Raw genomic sequence first — 22,721 nt, forward strand, 5'->3', positions numbered from 1 at the left:
CGTTGCTGCGCGCGCTGGAAGCGGCGCGGCAAACCCTGTCCAACGACCGCCTGAGCCAGTGCGTCAACGATGCCACGGCCAAGGTGCGCGAAGGCGTCAACCTGGCCCCGGCACTGGCGGTGGAAAAGGTCTTCCCGCCGGTGCTGATCCACCTGATCGCCAGCGGCGAAAAAACCGGCTCGCTGCCACCGATGCTGGAGCGGGCGGCGCAGACGTTGTCGCGGGATATTGAACGGCGGGCCATGGGCATGACCGCGTTGCTGGAGCCATTGATGATCGTGGTGATGGGCGCGGTGGTGCTGGTGATTGTGATGGCGGTGCTGTTGCCGATCATCGAGATCAACCAACTGGTGACCTGAACACACCAAAAAACCAATGTGGGAGGGGGCTTGCTCCCGATGACGGTGTATCAGCTACCACTGAGCTGACTGACCCACCGCTATCGGGAGCAAGCCCCCTCCCACATTGGACCCTGTCTGTTCAGTTGATGTTGGGGCGGGCCGGTATCGCCAGACCCCAACCTCGGGTTCCTCATTCCGTCACATCCAGGCCCCGTGTCACAGCCCGCGCCGCCTTGACGAAACCCTCACTGAAACCTCGCTGTCACCTGCCGCCAAACCGCTCAAAACCATGACCAAAACACCCGAGAATCTTTTTAAAAATCAAGCCCTTCCTCCCGAGGTTTTTTCCTTTTGCTGTCATCGGAAACTGCGAAATTTCCTACCCATGGCCTCACCCCTCGCCACCCCCGAGACACGGCCTGGGACCGAAGCCATGGCGTCATGCAAGAGCCATCTACCCCAACGTACAAACACGACGAAAGGAGATTCTTCATGTTTAAGCGCAACGTTCTCGCGGTATCCATGACCCTCGCTGCACTGTGCTCGGCACAGGCTGCTATGGCTGACATCAATGGTGGCGGCGCAACCCTGCCGCAAAAACTGTATTTGACGCCGGAAGTATTGCCTGCCGGTTTTGCCCCGTATATCGGTGTGGGCAGCGGCAAAGGCAAAATCGCGTTTCTGGAAAACAAGTACATCCAGTTCGGCACTGACACCACCAAGAACGTGCACTGGGCCGGTAGTGATTCGAAGCTGACCTCGACAGAGCTGGCCACCTACGCTACCGATAAAGAGCCGGGCTGGGGCAAACTGATTCAAGTACCTTCGGTTGGAACCGCGGTTGCCATCCCTTTCAACAAAAGCGGCACTGCGGCTGTTGACCTGAGCGTCAACGAGTTGTGCGGCGTGTTCTCGGGCCGTATTGCTGACTGGAGCGGCATCACCGGTTCTGGTCGTACGGGTGCGATCAAATTGGTTTACCGCAGCGAAAGCAGCGGCACTACCGAACTGTTCACTCGCTTCCTCAACGCCAAGTGCACGGCTGAAACCGGTACCTTCAACGTCACCACCACCTTCGGCACCAGCTACACCGGTGGCTTGCCTACCGGCGCCGTTTCCGCCACGGGTAGCCAAGGTGTGATGACGACCTTGTCTGGCACCGACGGCGGGATCACCTACATGAGCCCTGACTTCGCCGCGCCAACGTTGGCCGGTCTGGACGACGCGACCAAAGTTGCTCGCGTGGGCAAGAACGTCGCCACCAACACCCTGGGCGTTTCGCCAGCCGCCGCCAACGTCTCCGCCGCCATCAGCGCAGTACCGCTGCCTGCCACAACCGCGCGTGGCAACCCTGACGCCTGGGTGCCGGTGTTCGGTGCAACGACGGGCGGCGGTGTAGTGGCCTACCCATCGTCGGGCTACCCGATCCTGGGCTTCACCAACCTGATCTTCAGCCAGTGCTACGCCGACGCCACCCAGACCAGCCAAGTGCGAGAGTTCTTCACCAAGCACTACGGCGCATCCGCGAACAACGATGCGGCTATCGAAGCCAACGCGTTCGTACCGTTGCCATCCAACTGGAAACTGGCTATTCGCGGCAGCTTCCTGACCGCCAGCAACGCCCTGAGCATCGGCAACACCAACGTCTGCAACGGTAAAGGTCGTCCGCTGTAACCCACGCTTTCACCGACCTGCAACACCTGATCAGCAACGGCCTGTGCCGTTGCTGGTTTTTGCGTTTGTACGGGTTTTCGATCCGCTATCAGGCCTTTATGAACTTTGCATGACAGAAGTTCAGTCCCGCCCCTCGCCAACCGCCTAACCCTCATACGTGAGCCTGTCTTGCTCCCTGCGTGATAACAAAGAAGGAAGATCCCCGATGGTCCGCTGCAAATCGCCGGTTAACCTGAAAGCCCAAGAAACTGTGCTGCGCCTCAAGCCCCTGGCCCAGGCCATTGCCTTGTTGATGGTGGCGGGCAATGCCCATGCGGCCACGGCGTTCAGTTCCAGCTGGTTTGCCGAGAAAGGTGCGAGCCAGGCGGCGACGGCGGCGCGTATCAGTGCCGGGCAGGTGCCGGGGGTTCCTTCGCTGAACCAGCAGGCACGGGTCAACCAGCAGTTGGCGCGCTCCATCAGCACCTTGAACACCAGCGTCGCGGCGATTGCGGCGCAGCAGGCAGCGCAAGCGGCGGGACGCCAGGCGGCGTTCGGCCAGGTCTCGACGATTCCCGATGGCCTCGGCAAAGGCGGCCTGCAGGTGGATAACAGCCTGACCCAGGGCTGGACCAACGCCAAGGGCCCGACCCAAACCCAGTCCGGTGGCAAGACCACGGTGAGTATCGAGCAGACCGCCGACAAGGCGATCCTCAACTGGGAGACGTTTAACGTCGGGCGCAACACCACGGTGGATTTCCAGCAGCAGTCCAGTTGGGCGGTGCTCAACCGCGTCAACGACCCCGATGCACGACCGAGTGAAATCCAGGGCCAGATCAACGGCGCCGGCACGGTGATGATCGTGAACCGCAACGGCGTGGTCTTCAGTGGCACCAGCCAGGTCAACGTACGCAACCTCGTTGCCGCCGCTGCGAACATCACCGACCAGCAGTTCACCCAGAGCGGTATTTACGTGGATGGTAACGGCACCCAGCCGACCTTCACCGACGCGGCGGGCAAGGTCGAGGTGCAGCGCGGTGCGCTGATCCAGACCCACAACCCGGCCACTTCGACGGATGCGGGCGGCTATGCCTTGTTGCTGGGTGCGGAAGTGGACAACGCCGGTACTATCAGCACCGCCAAGGGTCAGACCACCCTGGCCGCCGGCGACAGCTTCTACATCCGCAAGGGTGTCGGTACCACTGGCAACGACCGCTCCACCACGCGCGGCAATGAAGTGGCGACCAGCCTCAAGGCTGGCAGCAGCGCCGGCAAGGTCAGCAACAACGGTCTGATCATGGCGTCCACCGGGGACATCACCCTGACCGGGCACCAGGTGCAGCAAAATGGCGTGGCCCTGGCCAGCACGTCGGTGGACACCCGTGGCACGATCCACTTGCTCAATTCCGCCACCGACACCACCGGCAGTGTGACCCTGGGCGAGGGCAGTACCACTTCGATCCTGTTGGACAGCAGTGGCAGCACTGCGCTGAACAGCCAGCAAAGCAATGGCCTGATCAAGCTCGACGGCATGCCCGCCAACTTGATCACCGGGCAGTTCAACAACCTCAGTGCGGTGGCCGACCGTACCGACCAGTCGCGTATCGAGATCGTCAGCGGCGGCACCGTGGATTTCCAGCAAGGCTCGATCACCCTGGCCACCGGTGGGCAGGTCGCGGTCAGTGCCGCCGGGCGTAGTCTGGTGCGCGATGGGGCGATGATTGATGTATCCGGGGCTGTCGGCGTCAAGGTGTCGATGGAGTCCAACAACATCAAGATCAACGTACAGGGCAACGAGCAGCGTGACGCGCCGGTCAACCGTGAAGACGGGAAGTTGATCAACAACGATGTGTGGGTCGACCTGCGCGATCTGGTGTTTGTGCCCGCAGGCACCAACGGCTATGCAACGGATCGCTGGTACACCGCCGGCGGCCTGCTGGAAGTCGGTGGTTACCTTGGCACCCAGGGCCACTCGGTGGGTGAGTGGATGGCCCAGGGCGGCACCGTGACGTTTACCGGCAAGGATGTGGTGACTCAAAAGGGCGCGCAGATCAACCTCTCGGGCGGCACCGTGGACGTGCAGGCCGGGTATATCCAGCAGACCTGGCTCAAGGGCCCGGACGGGCGCCTGTATGAGCTGTCCAACGCGCCGGGGGATATTCTCTATTCCGGGTTCTACAAGGGTTATGAAGACACCAGCAAGCGCTGGGGCCAGACCGATTACTACTACAACCCGATGATCGCCAAGCAACGCCGTTTCGAGAGCGGTTACACGGTGGGCCGCGATGCGGGCAAGCTGGTGGTCGGCACCACCAGCGCGGTGCTGGAAGGCCAGGTGGTCAGCGATGTGTTCCAGGGCGATCGCCAGACCCAGGCGCCGAACATCAACCTCGACGGTTACCAGCAATCCCAGAAGGCCATGGCCCAACGGGCGCAGTTGATCATTGGCGGGTACACGCCGGTCTACAACAAGACCACCGGCACCCTGCGTTATGCGCTGACCGGCACTGCCGATGAAGTGTTGATCGACCGCAACACGCAGAAAATCGCCGACGGCCTGGACCTCACCACCGCATTGCCGGCGGATCGCCAGGGCAAGATGGTGCTCGACAGTGATCAGCTCAATGGCTATCAACTGGGGGCGATCAAAGTCGGTGTGACGAATCAGATCAAAGTCGGTGTCACGCAACAGATCACCGTCAATGGTGCGCTCAATGTGGCGGACGGCGGCGATATCACCCTGTTCGGGCCTGAGGTCAATATCAACGCCAACCTCACGGCCCATGGCGGCACCCTCAATGCGGGCAACATCCTCAATCAGGTCAATCTCAATTCGGGCAATACCGTAGGGGATGTGATCCTCGCGGGCAGCGGGCGGGCCGATGTGGCGGCAGGTGTCAAGCTGGACGCCACCGGGCGTTGGAACAACCTGATGCTGGACCCGAACAACCGCGAAGGCGTGGCGTATGTGAACGGTGGCAAGGTATCGCTGCGCGGCACCGGCAACGTGAAGCTGGCGACCGGCAGTGTGGTGGATGCTTCTTCCGGGGCCACCCTCGGCGTGGATGGCAAGCTCGCCGGCGGCAAGGGCGGCGACGTGACGTTGGGCGCGCTCGGCTCCTTGGTGCTGGACGGCGAGATTCGCGGCTATGGTGTCAATGGCGGCGGCACCCTGGCGTTGCAGGCGCGCAAGGTACAGATCGGCGAGAGCGCCACCGCGCCCGACGGCGGTACCGTGCAACTGTCGGGCGATTTCTTCAACAAGGGCTTCTCGGCCTATGACATTACCGGCAACGAAGGGCTGCTCGTCACGAATGGCACTCAGGTGGATGTCACTACGCCGGTCTACCGTTTGGGCGAGCAGACGCTGGCCGCGCCGAGTGGCAGCGACCCCGCCACGGCCTTGGAGCGCTGGACGCCGGCGCTCTACCAGGAAAACCCGACCCAAGGCGTTCTGACCCAGCGTCGCGGTGCCAGCCTCACGTTGACGGCCGGCTCCAAGGATTCCACCGCCGCACAACTGGCGACCACCGCCCTGACCGTGGGCCAGGGCGCGGTGATCAATGTCGATCCCGGCCAGGGCATCAACCTGCGCAGCGTCGGCCAGTTGACCCTCAACGGCAGCCTGAATGCCTGGGGCGGCAGTGTCAGCCTGGGTGGCCTGAACCTGGCGCCGCAGGCCTGGGAACAGCCGATTGCCGCCGGTCATGACCGCTCGATCTGGGTGGGCGAGAACGCGCTGATCGACGTTGCAGCGCGCGCGGTCACGGCGGTGAGCAACCGAGGCAGCGTGTATGGCCAGGTCCTCAATGGCGGCAAGATCAGCATCGGTGGTGATATCAACCTGGCCACCGGCATTGCCAGCGCCGGCGATGTGTTTGTGGTGGTGCGCGAAGGCGCGCGCCTGGAGGCGTCCGGTGCCCAGGCGGTGCTGGATGTTCCAGGCCAGGGTCGTGTGCCGGTCGCCAGCAATGGCGGCAGCATCAGTTTTGCGTCCAACAATGGTCTGTACCTGGACGGCAGCTTTGTCGCGCGTGCCGGGGGCGCCGGCGCGGCGGGCGGCAGCTTGTCGCTGGCGCTGGAAAGCCCCTATTACGCGAAAAACGCGGTGAACGACCGGGTGCTCAAGGTGCGCGAGCTGGTACTCAGCCAGACCCATCAACCTGGCGCCTTACCGACCGGCGCCAGCCTGGAGTACGGTCACGGCCGTCTCGGTGTCGACCAGATCACCGCTGGCGGTTTCGACAACCTGGCCCTGCTCAGCAACGGCTTGCTGAGTTTCGACGGCGATGTGTCGTTGAACATGGGCCAAAGCCTGCGGTTGTACAGCGCCAGTTACAACCTCAGCGAGGGGGCGGCGGCCAATTCGCGGGTCAGCCTGTCGGCGCCTTACTTGCTGCTGGCCGGCATTCTTGCGCCTGCGCAAAGCAGTAAGGAAGCCTATGTGCGTGCGGTGCCGCTGCTGCCCAATCCGTCGCCGCTGACAACGGCGGCGCAGTTGCGTGCCAGCGCCAACTTGATCGATGTACGCGGCAATGTGGTGTTTGGCAACAAGAGCAACGTGCCGCTGGCGAATAACGCTCAGGTCGCGGTCGAGCGTCGCGGGTTCGACAATGTGCAACTGACCAGCCAAGGCGACCTGCGCTTCCTGGCCGGTGCCGATGCGAATGTGATCTCACAGGGCATCAGCACGCAACTGGTGACCAGCGGCGACATGACCCTGCGCGCCGCGCAGCTGTACCCCGCGACGGAAGTCGGGGCGCGCGTGCTGGCGGGGTTTCAGAACGAGAACTCGGGTTTTGACCCGACGCGCACATTGAGTATCGAACGCATCGGCGACGCCACAGCCGCTGTACCGTATTCGGCCTTCGGTCGCCTGCAACTGGGCGGTGCCAATATCCGCCAGGGCGGCGTGGTGCGTGCGCCACTGGGGCTGATCGAAGTCGGCATCCTGAAGTCGGGCAAGGTTGAACTGTTGCCGGGTAGCCTGACCTCCGTGAGTGGCAAGGGCCTGGTGCTGCCTTACGGCGGCACGGTGGATGGTCAGGTCTATATGTACAACGGCAAGAAAGTCACATTCGTTGGCCAGGGCGCAACGGATAACGGCGGTGGTTTGTATATCGGGATGGTATTGGGTGGGCAGTCGGTGGCGGTGCAGCCGGAAGCAACGGTGGATTTGTCCGGCGGTGGCGAATTACTCGGGGCTGGGTTCATTTCCGGACGTGGCGGCTCTACGGATGCGCGCCTTAACCCGTTGGTGCAATTCGGCGCAAATGGCGGTTTTGTGTTGCCGGGCCTGAGCACCAACCCGATCTACGCGATTGTGCCGGGTGCGCAACCCGGCTATGCGCCGGTGGCGCCGGAAGGCGGTGCGGTAGATCCGTTGATCGGCCAGCAAATCAGCATCGGTGCCGGTGTGCCGGGGCTGGCAGCCGGTACCTACACCCTGATGCCTTCCACCTACGCGCTGATGCCGGGCGCGTTCCGGGTGGAGATCAACGGGCTGGCGGGGCTCGGCGGCGATGGCTCGACCCAACCGTTGCGTAATGGCTCATGGGCCAGCACCGGGCGCCTGTCCATCGCCAATACCGGCATCGGCAGTAGCCTGTCGAGCCAGGTGATCCTGACCTCCGCCGATACCTTACGCCGATACTCACAGTACAACGAAACCGGTTACGCCCAATTCGCCGTGGCTGATGCGGCCAGGCTTGGCGTGCCCCGTGCCCTGCTGCCAGTGGATGCCAAGACCTTGAAACTGGCTTTGCGTCCGGGAGCAGGTGCGCAGGCCTTTTCGTTCCAGGGCACCGGTCGCTTCGAGGCCGCTGACGGCGGTTACGGCGGCACAGTGGCGTTGGTCAACACAGAAGGGGGGGTTGGAAGGGACATCGAAATCGTGGCGGCGGGCAAGGGCGCCAGCAGTGGTTTCGACGGTATCAGCGTGCACGCGCAAAGCTTGAATGCCCTGGGCGCTTCACGTCTGGTGATCGGCGGGATGACGGTGGTTAATTACGGCCAGGCCGGCAACTATATTAACGTCGCCAGCGGCAGTACCAGCTCCATTATTCTACGCGACGGTGCCAACCTGGCCGCGCCGGAAGTGCTGCTGCTGACCGGCATCGGAAGCATCGTTGTCGAGCAAGGTGCCTCGATCAACACCATTGGCCGTGGCAAGGCCAGTTATGACGCCCGTGACGGTTTTGTCTATAACGTGGGGAACATGCTGGCGGTGTCCAACGGTTTGCTCAACGTAGTCGCCGCGCCGTCATTGGGCGAAGTCATCAGTGGGGGCATCCAGTTAGGCGTGTGCAACAGCGCGCCCTGCAGCGGCCAGACAGCCCTGTATTCCGAAGGCAGCATCGTTACCTTGACCGACAGCTCCCTGCAGATGGGCGATGAGGTGCGCTATGGCACCCGCCACCTGAACCTGGGCGTGTCCAGCATCAACGTCGGCAGCCCCGAAGCCCTGGCCGCTGCAGCCGCCAACAATCGCCTGCCGGTGGGTATGACCCTCAACCAGCAAGTGCTGGAACGCCTGCTGCGCGGTGACACCCAATTCGGCGCCCCGGCGCTGGAAACCCTGCAACTGTCGGCGCGTGACAGCTTTAACTTCTACGGCACCACCACCCTGGACACTTATGACGCCGTGACCGGCAAGTCGTTGCTGAGCAACCTGATGCTGTCCACGCCGGCGATCTACGGCTCTGGCGGCTTGAACGACGTGGCGACTATCCACACCGCCAACCTGATCTGGCAAGGTGCCGTCGCGCCGCCTGTGGCGGCGGTGACCGGCGGTGCCGGTAGCGGCAGCGGGCGCCTGGACATCAATGCCGAGCGTATCGAATTCGGCTATGGGGATTTTGCCCAGCCGAGCACGACCAAGACCTTCGACCGCCTCGCCCTGGGCTTTGCCAACGTCAACCTCAATGCTAGTGAGCGCATCACCGCCAACCACAAGGGCAGCCTCTCGGTGTACCAGAGCCAGGGCGCGTTTGATGCGATCAAGGGCTTTGCCTACAGCGGCGGCAACCTGAATATCCTCACGCCGCTGATGACCGGTGAGGCCGGTTCGGTCAACCGTATTACCGCTGGTGGTGCAATTGATGTGAGCGCTTCGCAGGGCACGGTGGGCAAGGTGGACGGTATCGGCGGCGAGTTGTCGTTGCAGGGCGACAGCCTGCGCCTGGCCAGTGCCGTGGTACTGCCCAGCGGCAAGGTGACCTTGGGTGCCCGTGGCGATGTGGTGCTGACCGACGTCGCATCGATTGATGTGGCAGGCCGTTCCATCCCCTTCAACGACCTGACCAAGTACAGCGCGGGAGGTGAAGTGCTGCTGGAAAGCCGCGCAGGTAATGTGCTGCAGGCGGCCGGTTCGACCATCGACCTGTCGGCGCAGCACAACCAGGCGGGCCGGTTGCGCGCAGTGGCCGTGGACGGCGCGGCGGGCATCGTCGACCTGTCGGGCAAAATCGTCGCCGGCAGCAGCGGTTACTACGATGCTGGCGGCACGCTGGTGCCGTATCTGGCCGGTTCGGTTGAAATCCAGGCCCAGCGGCTGGCTGCCAGTGGCACCCTGAGCGACCAGTTCGCCGCGCTCAACCAGCGCCTCAATCAGGGCCAGGTCTATGGTGCGCGCAGCTTCCAGCTCAAGCAGGGCGACCTGACCATCGGCAACGACGTCAAGGCCAACAACGTCAACGTCTCGATCGACAACGGCAGCCTGCGCGTGACCGGCCTGGTAGATGCCAGCGGTGAGCGCGTGGGCAGCATCAACCTGGCCGCGAAAAACGGCCTGACCCTCGACGGCAGCGCCGTGCTGGACGCCCATGGCACGCAATTACGCGTGGACAGCTACGGCAAGATCATCGACTCGCCCAACCGCGCCATCGTGGTCCTCAGCTCTGGCCAAGGCCAGTTGACCCTGGCCAATGGCGCGCGCATCGACCTGCGCCATGGCACCGAGGCCGCGACCGGCAATGACGGGCGCAACCGTGGCACGCTGGAGCTCAATGCGCCGCGCGTGGGCGGCGATGACATCGCCATCGACGCCAGTGGGCCGTTGACTATCCAGGGCGCGCGTTCGATTGCGCTCAACGGCATGAGAACCTACGACGATGCCCCGACCAAAACCGATGAAACGCCCAATGGGCGCCCCTACCAAGTGATTGATCAGGACTACCTCACGAAAGTCGTCGATCCAGCAAATACGAATTTCATCAACGCCGCGCGTGTTAACAGCAACTTGCTGCAGAAGCTCGCCGGCTTGAACAACGCAACTTACGGTGATGTTTTCCATCTGCGTCCCGGCGTAGAGATCATCAGCAAAACCCCGGACGGCGACCTGGTGGTGCAGGGCGACCTGGACCTCTCCAGCTATCGCTACGCCAGCCTCAAATCAACGGCCAAGACCGAGTCCGGCAGCCTGACCCTGCGCGCCGGTGGCGACCTGAATATCTATGGCAGCATCAACGACGGTTTTGCCGCGCCACCGCCCACCGACGATGACAATGGCTGGGTGCTGCGCGCCGGTATCGACTACACCGGCGGCACCGTGGTGGTACCGGGCAGCGGCGTGACCCTGGAGATGGGCACTGTGTTCCCTGCGGGCGCTGCGCTTAATTTCGATGTACTGACCAACCCCCTGTTTCTGCCGGCGGGCACCCGATTGCCCGTCGCGGCTACGCTCAAACAACCGTTGGTACTCCCGGCGGGTACGGTGTTGGCGGCGGCTGTTCGGGATGCCTCGGGCAATGTGCTGTTCGCGGCGGGCACGTTGCTGACTCAGAGCCAGACCCTCGCCATCGGCAGTGTCCTGGATGCCGGCAGCCTGTTGAGCACGTCAGCCAGTGTCGACGGCTTGATCTGGCCCAAGGGCGTGCCATTGGCCACCAAGGTGACGCTGACCGCCAGCCGAGTGCTGCCCCGGGGCGCCCTGTTGCCGTCGGGGACAGACGTGAAGCTGCCGGGCGGCGTGGAGTCGGTGACGTTGCGTGACGCCGGCCACCCAGGCAAGAACTGGGCAATTGCACCCATGCTGGAGGAGGGTTCGCAGTCGTGGTCGATTCGCCTGGTTGCGGGGGCCGACACTGAGGCAGCCGACAGTCGCCTGCTGCAACCGCATCCGGTAAGCGGCAATCTGCGATTGGCGGACAGTCATTATGGTATGTACGGACAGGCAGCTGTGGTCTGGACCGAAGAGGGGTCCGTCGGCTGGTTTGGCGATGACAGCATGACGGGGCAGCCTATTGATTTTGCTGGTATTAACTACCCGGAGGTGTGTACTGATTTTCCTGAGTTCTGCTCCACGCAAGGCGATGCCTATACCCTGGTTTCGGGTAGCAGCACCCGCTTCAGCGTAATACGTACCGGTGCAGCGGATCTGGATCTGCTGGCCGCCGGTAACCTGAGCATGGAGTCGCTGTTCGGTGTCTACACTGCCGGCAGCGCATCCGCCGGCACCTCCGCCAACGCCCCCTATAATCTCAAGCGCGCCTTGGGTAGCAATGACAAGGTTCTCGGGGACGCAGGGGCGAACGAAAAGCTGGTCAATGGTGGCACTGACAGCCTGTACCGCGCGTGGTACCCGGAGATGGGTGGCAATTTGCTGGTTAAAGCGGGTGGCAACCTGACTGGCAATATCACCAGCCCGTCGCTGATTAGCATCGGGCGTCCGTTAGGCGATCTCGGTGTGGACTCAACCAACGTCGGCAACTGGTTGTGGCGTCAGGGCAATGGCCTCAGTGGCAGCCAGGCGCAAGCCACCGCCTGGTGGATCAATTTTGGTTCCTATGTGGCAAGCCAGCGGTCGGACCAGATGGTCGGGTTCACCGGGTTCGGCACCTTGGGTGGCGGCAACCTCAATGTTGATGTCGGCGGCGATGCAGGGATCATCAGCCCTGTGTCGCCAACAGCCCAGAACGTCAGCGCCCGCAGCCAAGGCCTGGTATTGGCCGTCGGCAGCACCGGCCGCGTCGCCACCGATGGCAGCGTCCAACTGACCGGTGGCGGCGATCTGAACCTGCGGGTCGGCGGAGCGTTAAACCCAGCCAGCCAGATCAACACAGACCACCTCAATGGCGCACTGGTGAATACGCGAGGGCATGTACAACTCACTGGCGGCGCTCTGGGTAGCCTGACGCTGCTGTATGGTAACCAGGCCAGCTACCAGAGCCCGAGCGAAGTGCGCGCCTACGATCCGCTGCGTTCCACGTCCGCCAGGGCGGCTGGTGGTTTGAGCCTGTTGCCGGGTGACGCTACTTTCAGTCTGGCCACCCGCGGTGACCTGGTGTTGCAGGATGTCGCCGACCCGGGCCGCGCGCCGCAAGTCAACGCGTTGGCCTACGCGAGCGGTGGCATCAACGGGATTGGACACAGCTGGTTCAGTCTGTGGACCGACCGCACGGCGGTGGACCTGTTTTCCGCCGGGGGCAACCTCACGCCCCTGACCCAGACGCTGGACACCGACATGGCAGCCGTCTATCCCGCCACCTTGCGCGCCGTCGCCGCCAGCGGCAGCCTGTATTACGGCCGTGCATCAAGCGGTGACCCAAGTACGGTGCCGCCGCTCAGGGCAATGGTGCTGGCGCCTTCGGCCAACGGGCAACTGGAACTGCTCGCCGGCGACTCGATCTACGGCGGCGACCTGCCCATCAGCCGCTCCAGCGCAGCCCCGCAAAGCCTGGCGACGATTTTGCACCCGGCGTTTCTCGGCTTCCTGAGCAATCAGATCCCGGTAAGCGGTAGCGGTAATCTGTCCAGCGATGGCAGCAAAGCCACCTTCATGGTTTCCCCGCTGTTTGCCTTTGGCCCCAACACGGTCAGTATGGCCTGGGGTGACGCCCTGGAACCTGCACGTTTCTATGCGCTGAGCGGGGACCTGCTGGGCGTCAACAGTGGGCGCGCCCTCACGATCACGGGAGCGGGTGACGCTCGGCTCGGGCAAACCTTTTACGAAGGCGCAGGCCCGGTGTGGATGCAGGCCGGGCGCGATATTGTCGGCAGCGGCACGCGCTTGAGTGGTGCCAGCGGTGGTGTCACGGACACGGGGCAATACACCTTCATCGGCAACCTGTTCGTACACAACAGCCCCACCGATATCTCCATCGCCAGCGCCGGCCGCGACATCCTCTACAGCAGCTTCAACGTTGCCGGCCCCGGCACCCTGGAACTGACGGCGGGGCGCAACATTCAGATGGAAGACAAAGTCGCGGTGAACAGCCTGGGTGCTGTCGCGGCCGGCGACAGCCGCCCTGGCGCAAGCATCGTCATGCAAGCTGGCATGGGCCCCAATGGCCCGGATTACCGCCGCTTTGTCGAGGCCTACCTGAACCCCGCCAACCTGGCGCAACCGGGTGAATCCCTGCAAGGCGCCAAGGTGGCCAAGACTTACGAAAACGAGCTGGTTACCTGGCTCACCGAACGCTTCGGCTTCGCCGGCGACAGCGAACAGGCCCGTACCTACTACGCTGAACTGCCCGCCGAACAACAACGGATCTTCGCCCGCGACGTGTACTTCGCCGAACTCAAGGCCGCCGGCCGTGAGTACAACCAGGACGGCAGTGTGCGCCAGGGCAGCTATGTGCGTGGTCGTGCCGCGATTGCCCGGTTGTTCCCCGAGACCGACGTGGCCGGCAACCCGATCACCTACAAAGGCGACATCACGATGTTCGGCGGCGCGGGCGTGCACACCAACTTCGGTGGCTCGATCCAGATGCTCACGCCGGGTGGCCGCCAGACGTTCGGCATCGAAGGCGCCGCACCGCCGTCCACGGCTGGGGTGATCACCCAGGGCGCTGGAGATATCCAGCTGTACTCCCTGGGCAGCATCCTGCTTGGCCAGAGCCGTATCATGACCACCTTCGGCGGCTCGATCATGGCCTGGACCGCTCAGGGTGACATCAACGCCGGTCGCGGCTCCAAGACCACCGTGGTGTACACACCGCCCAAGCGCGTCTATGACAACTGGGGCAACGTGAGCCTGTCGCCGTCGGTGCCGAGTACCGGTGCGGGGATCGCCACGCTCAACCCGATCCCGGAAGTGCCGGCGGGGGACATCGACCTGATCGCACCGATGGGCACCATCGATGCGGGGGAGGCGGGCATTCGGGTGTCCGGCAACGTCAACATCGCCGCCTTGCGGGTGGTGAACGCGGCGAATATCCAGACCCAGGGCAAGTCGTCCGGGGTACCGGTGTCGGCCACAGTCAACACTGGCGCCATGAGTTCAGCCAGCGCGGCGGGGGCGGCAGCGTCCCAGGCCGCAGAAGACGCGGCGCGCAGCCAGCAGGCGGCGGCCAAACAGGGCCGGCCGTCGATCATGACCGTGGAGGTGCTGAGCCTGGGCAGCGAGCCGTTGCCGCGCGATCCGGAGCCGCAGCAGAAAAACTCCAGCTACAACCCCAACAGCCCGGTGCAGGTGCTGGGCGCGGGGCCGCTGAGTGAACAGGCGCGGGCGCGGTTGACGGATGAGGAACGCAGGCAGATCAGTTTGTAGAGCTTCAGAAGGACCTCTCGATGTACCGTTCGGGGCGATCAGTGATCGCCCCATTTTTTTGGGGAGGCAGAAGGGTGGCGAGCTTATAGCCGAGCGGTATTGTGGGGGGACTCGGTTAAAACTGTAGGTGCGACGACTCTCTAACGGGTGCCCCGTGACTGGAATGTGGGAGGGGGCTTGCTCCCGATGGCGGCCTTTGGGCCGACCATTTGTTGGAGTTGGAATGAGTACATATCCATTGCTGCTGTAACGGCCACTTATGGTTTCGCTCTTACAGCGACTCACTTTTGGAGAGGCCGGAATGCCGGCCCAGCCAAAAGTAAGCAAAAGGCCTTCGCCCCACCACTCGGTGCCTCGCCTAGGCTCGGCATGCCCGAACGCAGGCTTGAATCCGTGGGCCGCCGTCATGGGCCATCCCTGGCCCAGGACGGCTAACCCGGCGTCCTGCCGGGTTACCCACGGATTCAAGCCTGCGTTCGGCCAGCGTGGTTAACGGGGCGCCTAAGATCAAAATCAAAAACAGAGCAACAGCAACAGCAACAGCTCGCGATACGACTGGGGTTGTCAGCGCCATCTACACTGCTGTGTAGCAGCCAACGTAACCACGATGCGAAGCGAGCCGCTCTTGATCTTGATCTCAGGCGCCCCGTTAACCACGCTGGCCGGAATTCGATAGTGATTTGGGGGGTAAACCGGCAGGGATGCCGGTTTAGCCGCCCCGCGCCATGGATGGCGCGTGGCGGCGGCCCCCCAAATCACTGTCGGATTACGGGCACACCGAGCCTGGGCGAGGTGCCGAGTGGTGGGGCGAAGCGTTTTTGGTTACTTTTGGCGCTCTTCCAAAAGTGACCCGCTGTAAGAGCGGAACCCTAAGTGGCCGTTACCGCAGCAACGGATATGTACTCATTCCAACCCCAGCAAATGGTCGGCCCAGAGGCCGCCATCGGGAGCAAGCCCCCTCCCACATTTAGGTCCGGGGCACCCGTTAGAGAGTCGTCAGCTCCCGAGCCACCACGGAGCAAGTCGAATCGTCGCACCGCCCCTCCCACATTTCCAACCGAGTACACCGGGCACAACTCCGCTCAGCTCCAGGGCCGCACATGCCGCCCCAGAAAAATTGCCCCCCTCACAATCCCAAATGAAGCTTTCATGACAAAAGTTCGGTAGCTCACAGCCACTTCCGTCTTGCCTATGTAACGCGCTGGAGGCCGCCACAAGCCGCCTCCCCAGCCGTCAGCGGGACGCCAGGAGTGGGGCAATGGGAACTATGGAACGTTACTCGAAAGTAGGCATGCAAGAGCTCGATCAGCGCCTGTCGAAGATCGTCGAAGCCGCGCGCAAGAAGCCGGTTTCGGTGTACCGCTACGGCGCGCCGTGGGTGTGGATCGTCTCCCAGGACGATTGGCAGGGCGCCTTGAAGGAAGTGTCCAGCTACATCCCGGCGGGGCATTCGCTGGTGTTGTTGCGCCCGCAGATCGAAGAGGTGCTCGAGCAGCATCGCGACCTGCTCCAGGTCGAGCCGGGCATGTTGATCGCGCCGCGGACCGTGGTGCAGATCCTGCTGCTGCAACTGCTGTATTCGGTACCCAGCGAACAGCAGCTGCACGAGCAACTGAACTACAACCTGCTGTTTCGCTGGTTCGTCGGCCTGGAGCTGAACCAGAAGGTGTGGAGCATCCACGTCCTGCAGCGCGACATCGCCAGCCTGTTGAACAACCCGCAGGCCGTGCAGTTGATCCAGACCATCATCGGTGAAGTGTTCTGTGGCGCCTTGCTGCACATGCCGGAGTTCTCCCTGAACTTCGCCTTGCTGCACACCTGGCTGGCGCGGCACAGCCATCTTTCGACCAGCAGCAATTGAGCAGGCCAGACGCCGTGCAATCGGCGACGGCGCAAAATCTTAGACAGTTAGGGGGCGGTGTGGAGCATCTGTTCAAATCAACGCTGGCGTTGTGCTGCCTGACGCTGGGCGTCCTGGCGCAACCGGTGTGGGCCGAAGAGGGCGAGCAAGCCCCGGCGCGCAAGGTGGACGTCAACGAGTACTTCGTGCGTGGCAATACCGTGCTCGATGCGGCGACGATCGAGGAGGCGGTGTACCCGTTCCTCGGCCCGCAAAAGACCCTGGACGATATCGAAGGCGCGCGCGATGCGTTGCAGAAGATCTACCAGGCGCGTGGCTATCAGTCGGTGTTTGTCGAGCTGCCGGAGCAGAAGGTCGATGACGGCATCGTCTATCTGCAGGTCAGCGAAACCAAGGTGGGCCGCGTGCGTGTGGTCGGCGCCAAGCACTACTCGCCGGTGGAGATCCGCGACGAAGTGCCGGGGCTCAAGGAAGGCGCGGTACCGGATTTCACCACGGTGCAAACCCAACTGGCCGGGCTCAACCGCAGTGCCGGTCGGCAGGTCACGCCACTGGTACGCGAAGGCCAGCGCCCCGGCACCATGGACGTGGATCTGCAGGTCGAAGACCAGAACCCCTGGCACGCCAGTCTCGGCCTGAACAACGATTACAGCGCCGACACCGAGAAGCTGCGCTCGGTCGCCACCCTGGGCTACGACAACCTCTGGCAACTGGGCCACAGCATTTCCCTGACCTACTTCACCGCGCCCCAGGACACCGCCAACGCCAAGGTCTGGTCGGGCTCCTACAGTGCGCCGCTGGATGAGCGCTGGACCTTGCAGTTCTCCGGTTACCAGTCCGACAGCAACATCGCCACCATCGGCGGCAGCAACGTGTTGGGCAAGGGCCACTCCTACGGCGTGTCCGCCATCTACAGCTTGCCGGCGGCGGGCAACTGGGCCAACTCGTTCTCGTTCGGGATCGACTTCAAGGACTTCGACGAGCAGATGAAGTTCGGCTCCAGCAGCGACCAGGTGCCGCTCAAGTACGCACCGTTCACATTGGGCTACAACGGCTATCGCTACACCGAGCAATCCCAGCTGGGGCTGGGCTTGAACCTGGTCGTCGGCACCCGCGCATTCTTTGGCTACGGCAGCGACGCCGAAGAGTTCGATTACAAGCGCTACAAGGCCAGTGCCAGTTTCGCCGTGCTCAAGGGCGACCTGAATTACACCTACACCTTCGCCAACGATTGGCAGTCGGCCTCCAAGGGTGCTTTCCAGCTGGCCTCCGGGCCGCTGGTGTCCAACGAGCAGTATTCCGCCGGCGGCGCCACCTCGGTGCGCGGTTACCTGGCGGCCGAGCGCACCGGGGACGAGGGGTATTTGCTCTCCCAGGAACTGCGCACGCCGTCCCTGGCCAAGTTCCTCGGCAGTTATGTGCAGGAGTGGCGCTTCTATGCGTTCGCCGAAGGCGCGCGCATGCGCCTGCACGACCCGCTGCCCGAGCAAGAAGATGAATACAGCCTGGCCAGTGTCGGCCTTGGCACCCGTGCCAGTTTGAGCAAGTGGTTGTCCGGCAGCCTGGATTGGGGTTACCCGCTGCTCGATGGACCGAACACCCAGAAACAGGACTCGCGACTGCACTTCAGTGTGCAGGCGACTTTCTGACTTTTTCTTCCGGAGACTTCACCCATGCAACGCCTATTCCTGAGCCTGTTGATCTGCCTGGGCTTCGCGCTCCCGGCCACCGCCCATGCCTGGTGGCAGGACGATTGGCACTACCGCAAACAGATTTCGGTGGACACCACCGCCCAAGGCGCCGCGATCAATCAGGCCCTGGGCCGCACCGCGTTGCTGGTGCGCCTGCACACCGGCAACTTTACCTTTGACGGGGTCAAGGATGACGGCAGCGACCTGCGCTTTGTGGGTGCCGATGACAAGACCGTGTTCAATCACCAGATCGAAAGCTTCGACCCATTGATGGGCATGGCGTTGATCTGGGTCGATGTGCCCAAGGTCGAAGGCGGCCAGCGCCAGGACATCTGGATGTACTACGGCAACCAGAAGGCCCCGGCCACCGCCAATGGCCAACTGACGTTTGATCCGAATTACACCGCGCTCTACCACTTTGACGGTGCCAACGGCACACCGGCCCGCGACACCACGGCCTACGCCAACACGGCGCTGAACGCCACCGGCGCGAGTATCGACGGCGTGATCGGCCGCGCCTTGCAGTTCGGCGGCCAGCCGCTGATGTTGCCGGCCAGCCCGTCGCTGCAACACGCCGCCGGCGCTGCCTTCACCTTCAGCGCCTGGCTGCGCCTGGACCAGGCCAGTGGCGAGCAAATCGTGTTGGCCCGGCGTGACGGCCCCCACAGCCTGTTGCTGGGCCTGAACCAAGGCACGCCGTTTGTGGAGATCGACGGCCAGCGCGTCGTGTCGACCCAGCCGCTGAACCCTGGCCAATGGCAGCACCTGGCGTTCACCGCCGAGGGCGAAAAAGTCACGCTGTATGTGAATGGCCGTGAAACCGCCAACCTCGCCGTGGCCATGCCCGCGTTCAATACGCAGTTGGCGGTCGGCGCCGACTTGCCGGACGCCGGCAGCACGCACCTGCCGTTCGCCGGGGCCATGGATGAGCTGCGCCTGTCCAAGGTGGCACGCCCGGCCGCGCTGTTGCTGGCTGACGCGAGTGCCCAGGGCGCCGAGTCGAAACTGGTGGCCTACGGCGTGGATGAAGAACAGTCCGGCATGGGCTTCGGCAGCCTGGGCTTTTTGCTCAACGCCGTGCCGGTGGACGCCTGGGTGATCATCCTGGTGCTGGTGGCGATGATGTTCCAGTCGTGGGTCATCATGCTGCGCAAGAACCGCCAGGTCAGCCGTCTGAGCAGTGCCAACCAAGTGTTCCGCGAGCACTTCGCCCAGATCGGCACGCGCCTGGAGATGTATGCCGACGACGCGCAGTTGGCTGAGCGCCTGAGCCATTCTTCGCTGTGGCGCCTGTACCTGGTGGCGGTCAAGGAGATCCGTACCCGCCGTGCCCAGGGCGCCGACACCTCGTCGGTGTCGGCGGCCACCATCGAAGCGATCCGTTGCTCCATGGACGGTGTACGCACCCGTGAGAACCAGGCCCTGAGTGCCAAGTTGTCGACCCTGTCCAACGCCATCGCCGGCGGCCCGTACATAGGCCTGCTCGGTACGGTGCTGGGGATCATGGTGGTGTTCCTCGGCACGGCCATGGCCGGCGACGTGAACATCAACGCCATCGCCCCAGGCATGGCGGCGGCCTTGCTGGCCACGGCCATGGGCCTGTTTGTCGCGATCCCGGCGTTGTTTGGCTACAACCGCCTGATCACGCGCAACAAGGAAGTCAGCGCCGACATGCGCGTGTTCGTCGACGAGTTCATCACCCGCCTGGCGGAGATGCACGGCGAGAGCCAGCACAGTGAAGCCGCGCACCGCCGCGACCATCACGCATCGGTTCCGGCCTGAGGAGAATCGCCATGGCTTCCGTAAATGCCTCCCACGACGATGACGATGATGCCGCCGTCGACAGCATCAACATCACACCCCTGGTGGACGTGCTGATGGTGGTGCTGGTGATGTTTATCCTCACCGCCACCGCCCAGGTTTCTGGGATCCAGATTCACCTGCCCAAGGCCAGTGCCTCGGTGTCGCTGTCGGAGGCCAAGACCAAGGCCATTTCCGTGAACGACGGCGGCCAGGTGTTTCTCGACGCTTACCCGGTGACCCTCGGCGAACTGGAAGAACGCCTGCGCATCGAGAAAGCGCTGAACCCGGACTTCCCGGTGATCGTGCGCGGTGACGCGATGGTGCAGTACCAGAAGGTCATCGAGGTGCTCGACCTGCTGCGTCGGCTGGAGCTGTCCCAGGTCGGGCTGGTCACCGGCAAACCGAGCCAGGGCTGAGTCATGACCGCACAGATCCCGATCGCGCCATTGCCCGTGAAGAACAAACCGCCGTTGCGCCCGTTGAAGTGGGGCGCCGGCCTGTTGCTGGGCGCCGTGGCGGCCTGGTTTCTCTGGCAGTGGGCCAATGACATGAGTGGCGTACGCCGTGAAGCGCCGAAGGTGCCGACGATTATCCCGTTGCCGCCACTGCCGCCGCCACCACCGGAAAAGCCCAAGGAGCCCGAGCCTCAGGTTGAAGAGAAAGTCCCGGAGCCGGTGCCGAGCCCCGAGCCCGAAGCGGTCAAGCCAGCCGAGGAAGCACCGCCGTCACCGAATGAAGACCTGGCCAACCCGATGCAGATCGACGGCGATGCGCAGTCCGGCAATGACGGCTTCAACATCGGCGCCGGCAAGGGCGGCGGCATGGCCGGCAGTGGCGGCGGCGGGCTGGGGACCGGCACGTACAAGCAGTACCTGGCCGGTACGTATCAGCGCCTGATGCGCGAAGACCCGGAGCTGCGCAAGAAGGCCTTTGCGATACAGATCGACCTGTGGTTGGGCGCCGAGGGCCAGGTCACCAAGGCCGTAGTGGCCAAGTCCAGCGGGGATGCCGACACCGACGCCCAGATGCTCGCACTGGTCCGTGCGCCGCGCGCCACCCAGAAACCTCCGGCGTCGCTGACGCTGCCCATGCGCCTGTCCCTCAAGGGCCGGCGCCCGGATTGACCGCATACGTTTTCAACGACTTTTTATCAACGGTTTTTACAGGAGTTGCGTACACATGATTTCCCCCGTGAATCGACTGACCCTGGCGGTTGGCATGGTCATCGCGACCCTGGTCGGGCAAGCGGCGGCAGCCCCGGTTGCGCCTTCGGAAAACGTCACCATCAACCTGATCCGCCTGCTGGTGCAGCAAGGTGTGCTGACCCAGGACACCGCCAACGGGCTGATCGCCCAGGCCGAAAAAGAAGCCCAGCAGGCCCGCCAGGCCAACGCTGCGCCGGTGGTTGCCAGCGGCCCGGCGACCGCGCCCGGCGATGTGCGTGTGCAGTACGTGCCGCAGGCGGTGCGCGACCAGATTCGCGACCAGGTCAAAGCCGAAGTCATGTCCACCGCCAAGCAGGAAAACTGGGCGCAGCCCAATACCTTCCCCGACTGGATCTCGCGCATCAGCTTTGATGGCGATATCCGTCTGCGCGACGAGTCGCGCTACTTCTCCGGCCGCAACGACAACACCATCACCGACTACGCCAAGCTCAACGACACCGGCCCGTACGACGTCAACAAAAACTCCAACAGCAAGTTCCCGCCGCTGATCAACACCCGCGAGGACCGCGAAAACCTGTTCCGCCTGCGGGCACGCCTGGGCATGAAAGCGGTGATCTCGCCGGAATGGACCGCCGGCATTCGTATCGCCACCGGCTCCGACAATAACCCGGTGTCCACCACCCAGACCCTGGGCGGCGGCTTTGGCAAAAAGGACATCTGGCTCGACCAGGGTTACCTGAGCTGGAAAACCACCGACTACATGACGTTGACCGCCGGGCGCATTGGCAACCCGTTCTACTCCACCGACATGATGTATTCCAACGACCTCAACTTCGACGGTGTGGCCGCGATCTTCAACCACAGCCTCAACAGCGAGTGGGGCCTGTTCGGTACCCTTGGCGCCTTCCCGGTCGAGTACACCTCCGACACCGCCAGCACCAATGGCATCGACAAGGAAGACAGCGAGACCAAATGGCTGTTTGGCGGGCAGATTGGCGCCGACTGGAAGATCAACCGCAGTAACCGTCTCAAGCTCGCCGCTGCCTACTACCAGTTCCAGGACATCGAAGGCGAGCGCTCCAGCCCTTGCTCCACCTGGCAGGGCGCGGCAGGTTGCGACACCGACGGCACACGCGTGGCCTTCATGCAAAAAGGCAACAGCGTATTCAACCTGCGCAACAACACCACCAGCCCGGCTGATCCTGTGCGCACGCCCGACCCGCAATACGTAGGCCTGGCGTCCAAGTTCGATGTGCTGGACCTCAACCTGGTCTGGGACAGCGAACTGCCGAGCGACTTCAAGCTGCGCAGCCAGGCCAACTTCATCCACAACCTGGCCTACGACAAGGGCGAGATGCTCAAGCGCAGCGAAGGCGAGATCGTCAACAACCTCAACAGCAATGGCCAGTTTGAAAGTGGCGGCAATGCGCTGATGGTCTCGTTCACCCTCGGCAGTGCCCTGGAAATGCGCAAGCGCGGCGACTGGAACGTGTTGGCCGGCTACAAGTACATCCAGCCGGACGCCTTGCCCGACGGCTTCAACGACTCGTCGTTCCACCTGGGCGGCACCAACGCCAAGGGTTATTTCATCGGCGGCAACTACGGTATCGACAAGAACATCTACGCCAGTGCGCGTTGGTTAAGCGCGTCCGAAGTGTATGGCCAGCCGTTCGAAGTCGATGTGATGCAACTGGAACTCAACACGCGCTTTTGATG

At 63.3% G+C, this 22,721-nt stretch carries 8 protein-coding genes and 1 pseudogene; all 9 read left to right on the plus strand.

Annotated elements, in window-relative coordinates:
* The coding region (locus FIV39_RS12805) for a type II secretion system F family protein (RefSeq protein ID WP_186731524.1) at positions 1–359 on the plus strand (359 nt) is incomplete at its 5' end.
* 474 nt (positions 360–833) lie between these two features.
* Positions 834–2,015: a substrate-binding domain-containing protein gene (locus FIV39_RS12810; RefSeq protein ID WP_090405738.1), complete on the plus strand. Its 1,182-nt coding sequence runs from the start codon at positions 834–836 to the stop codon at positions 2,013–2,015.
* A gap of 205 nt (positions 2,016–2,220) precedes the next feature.
* Positions 2,221–14,484, plus strand: coding sequence for a filamentous haemagglutinin family protein (locus tag FIV39_RS12815; RefSeq protein ID WP_090405735.1), 12,264 nt, complete (start codon positions 2,221–2,223; stop codon positions 14,482–14,484).
* 1,558 nt (positions 14,485–16,042) lie between these two features.
* Positions 16,043–16,139, plus strand: a pseudogene (locus FIV39_RS33915) (transposase); the annotation flags it as partial.
* Positions 16,140–16,404: 265 nt separating this feature from the next.
* Entirely contained in the window at positions 16,405–17,994 is a 1,590-nt protein-coding gene (locus FIV39_RS12825; RefSeq protein WP_090405726.1) for a ShlB/FhaC/HecB family hemolysin secretion/activation protein, read from the plus strand.
* 24 nt (positions 17,995–18,018) lie between these two features.
* Entirely contained in the window at positions 18,019–19,818 is a 1,800-nt protein-coding gene (locus FIV39_RS12830) for a DUF2341 domain-containing protein (RefSeq protein ID WP_090405723.1), read from the plus strand.
* Positions 19,819–19,829: 11 nt separating this feature from the next.
* Complete coding sequence (locus tag FIV39_RS12835) at positions 19,830–20,255, plus strand: ExbD/TolR family protein (protein ID WP_010211136.1); 426 nt, start codon at positions 19,830–19,832, stop codon at positions 20,253–20,255.
* A 3-nt stretch (positions 20,256–20,258) separates the two neighbouring features.
* Positions 20,259–20,963: an energy transducer TonB family protein gene (locus FIV39_RS12840; protein ID WP_090405720.1), complete on the plus strand. Its 705-nt coding sequence runs from the start codon at positions 20,259–20,261 to the stop codon at positions 20,961–20,963.
* A 55-nt stretch (positions 20,964–21,018) separates the two neighbouring features.
* The gene (locus FIV39_RS12845) at positions 21,019–22,719 is read left to right on the plus strand and encodes a putative porin (RefSeq protein ID WP_090405717.1); all 1,701 of its coding nucleotides are present in this window, start codon (positions 21,019–21,021) and stop codon (positions 22,717–22,719) included.
* The last annotated feature ends 2 nt before the right edge of the window (positions 22,720–22,721 follow it).

Origin of the sequence: Pseudomonas grimontii, assembly GCF_007858185.1 — a bacterium.
In the GTDB taxonomy this organism is placed as follows: Bacteria; Pseudomonadota; Gammaproteobacteria; order Pseudomonadales; family Pseudomonadaceae; genus Aquipseudomonas; species Aquipseudomonas grimontii.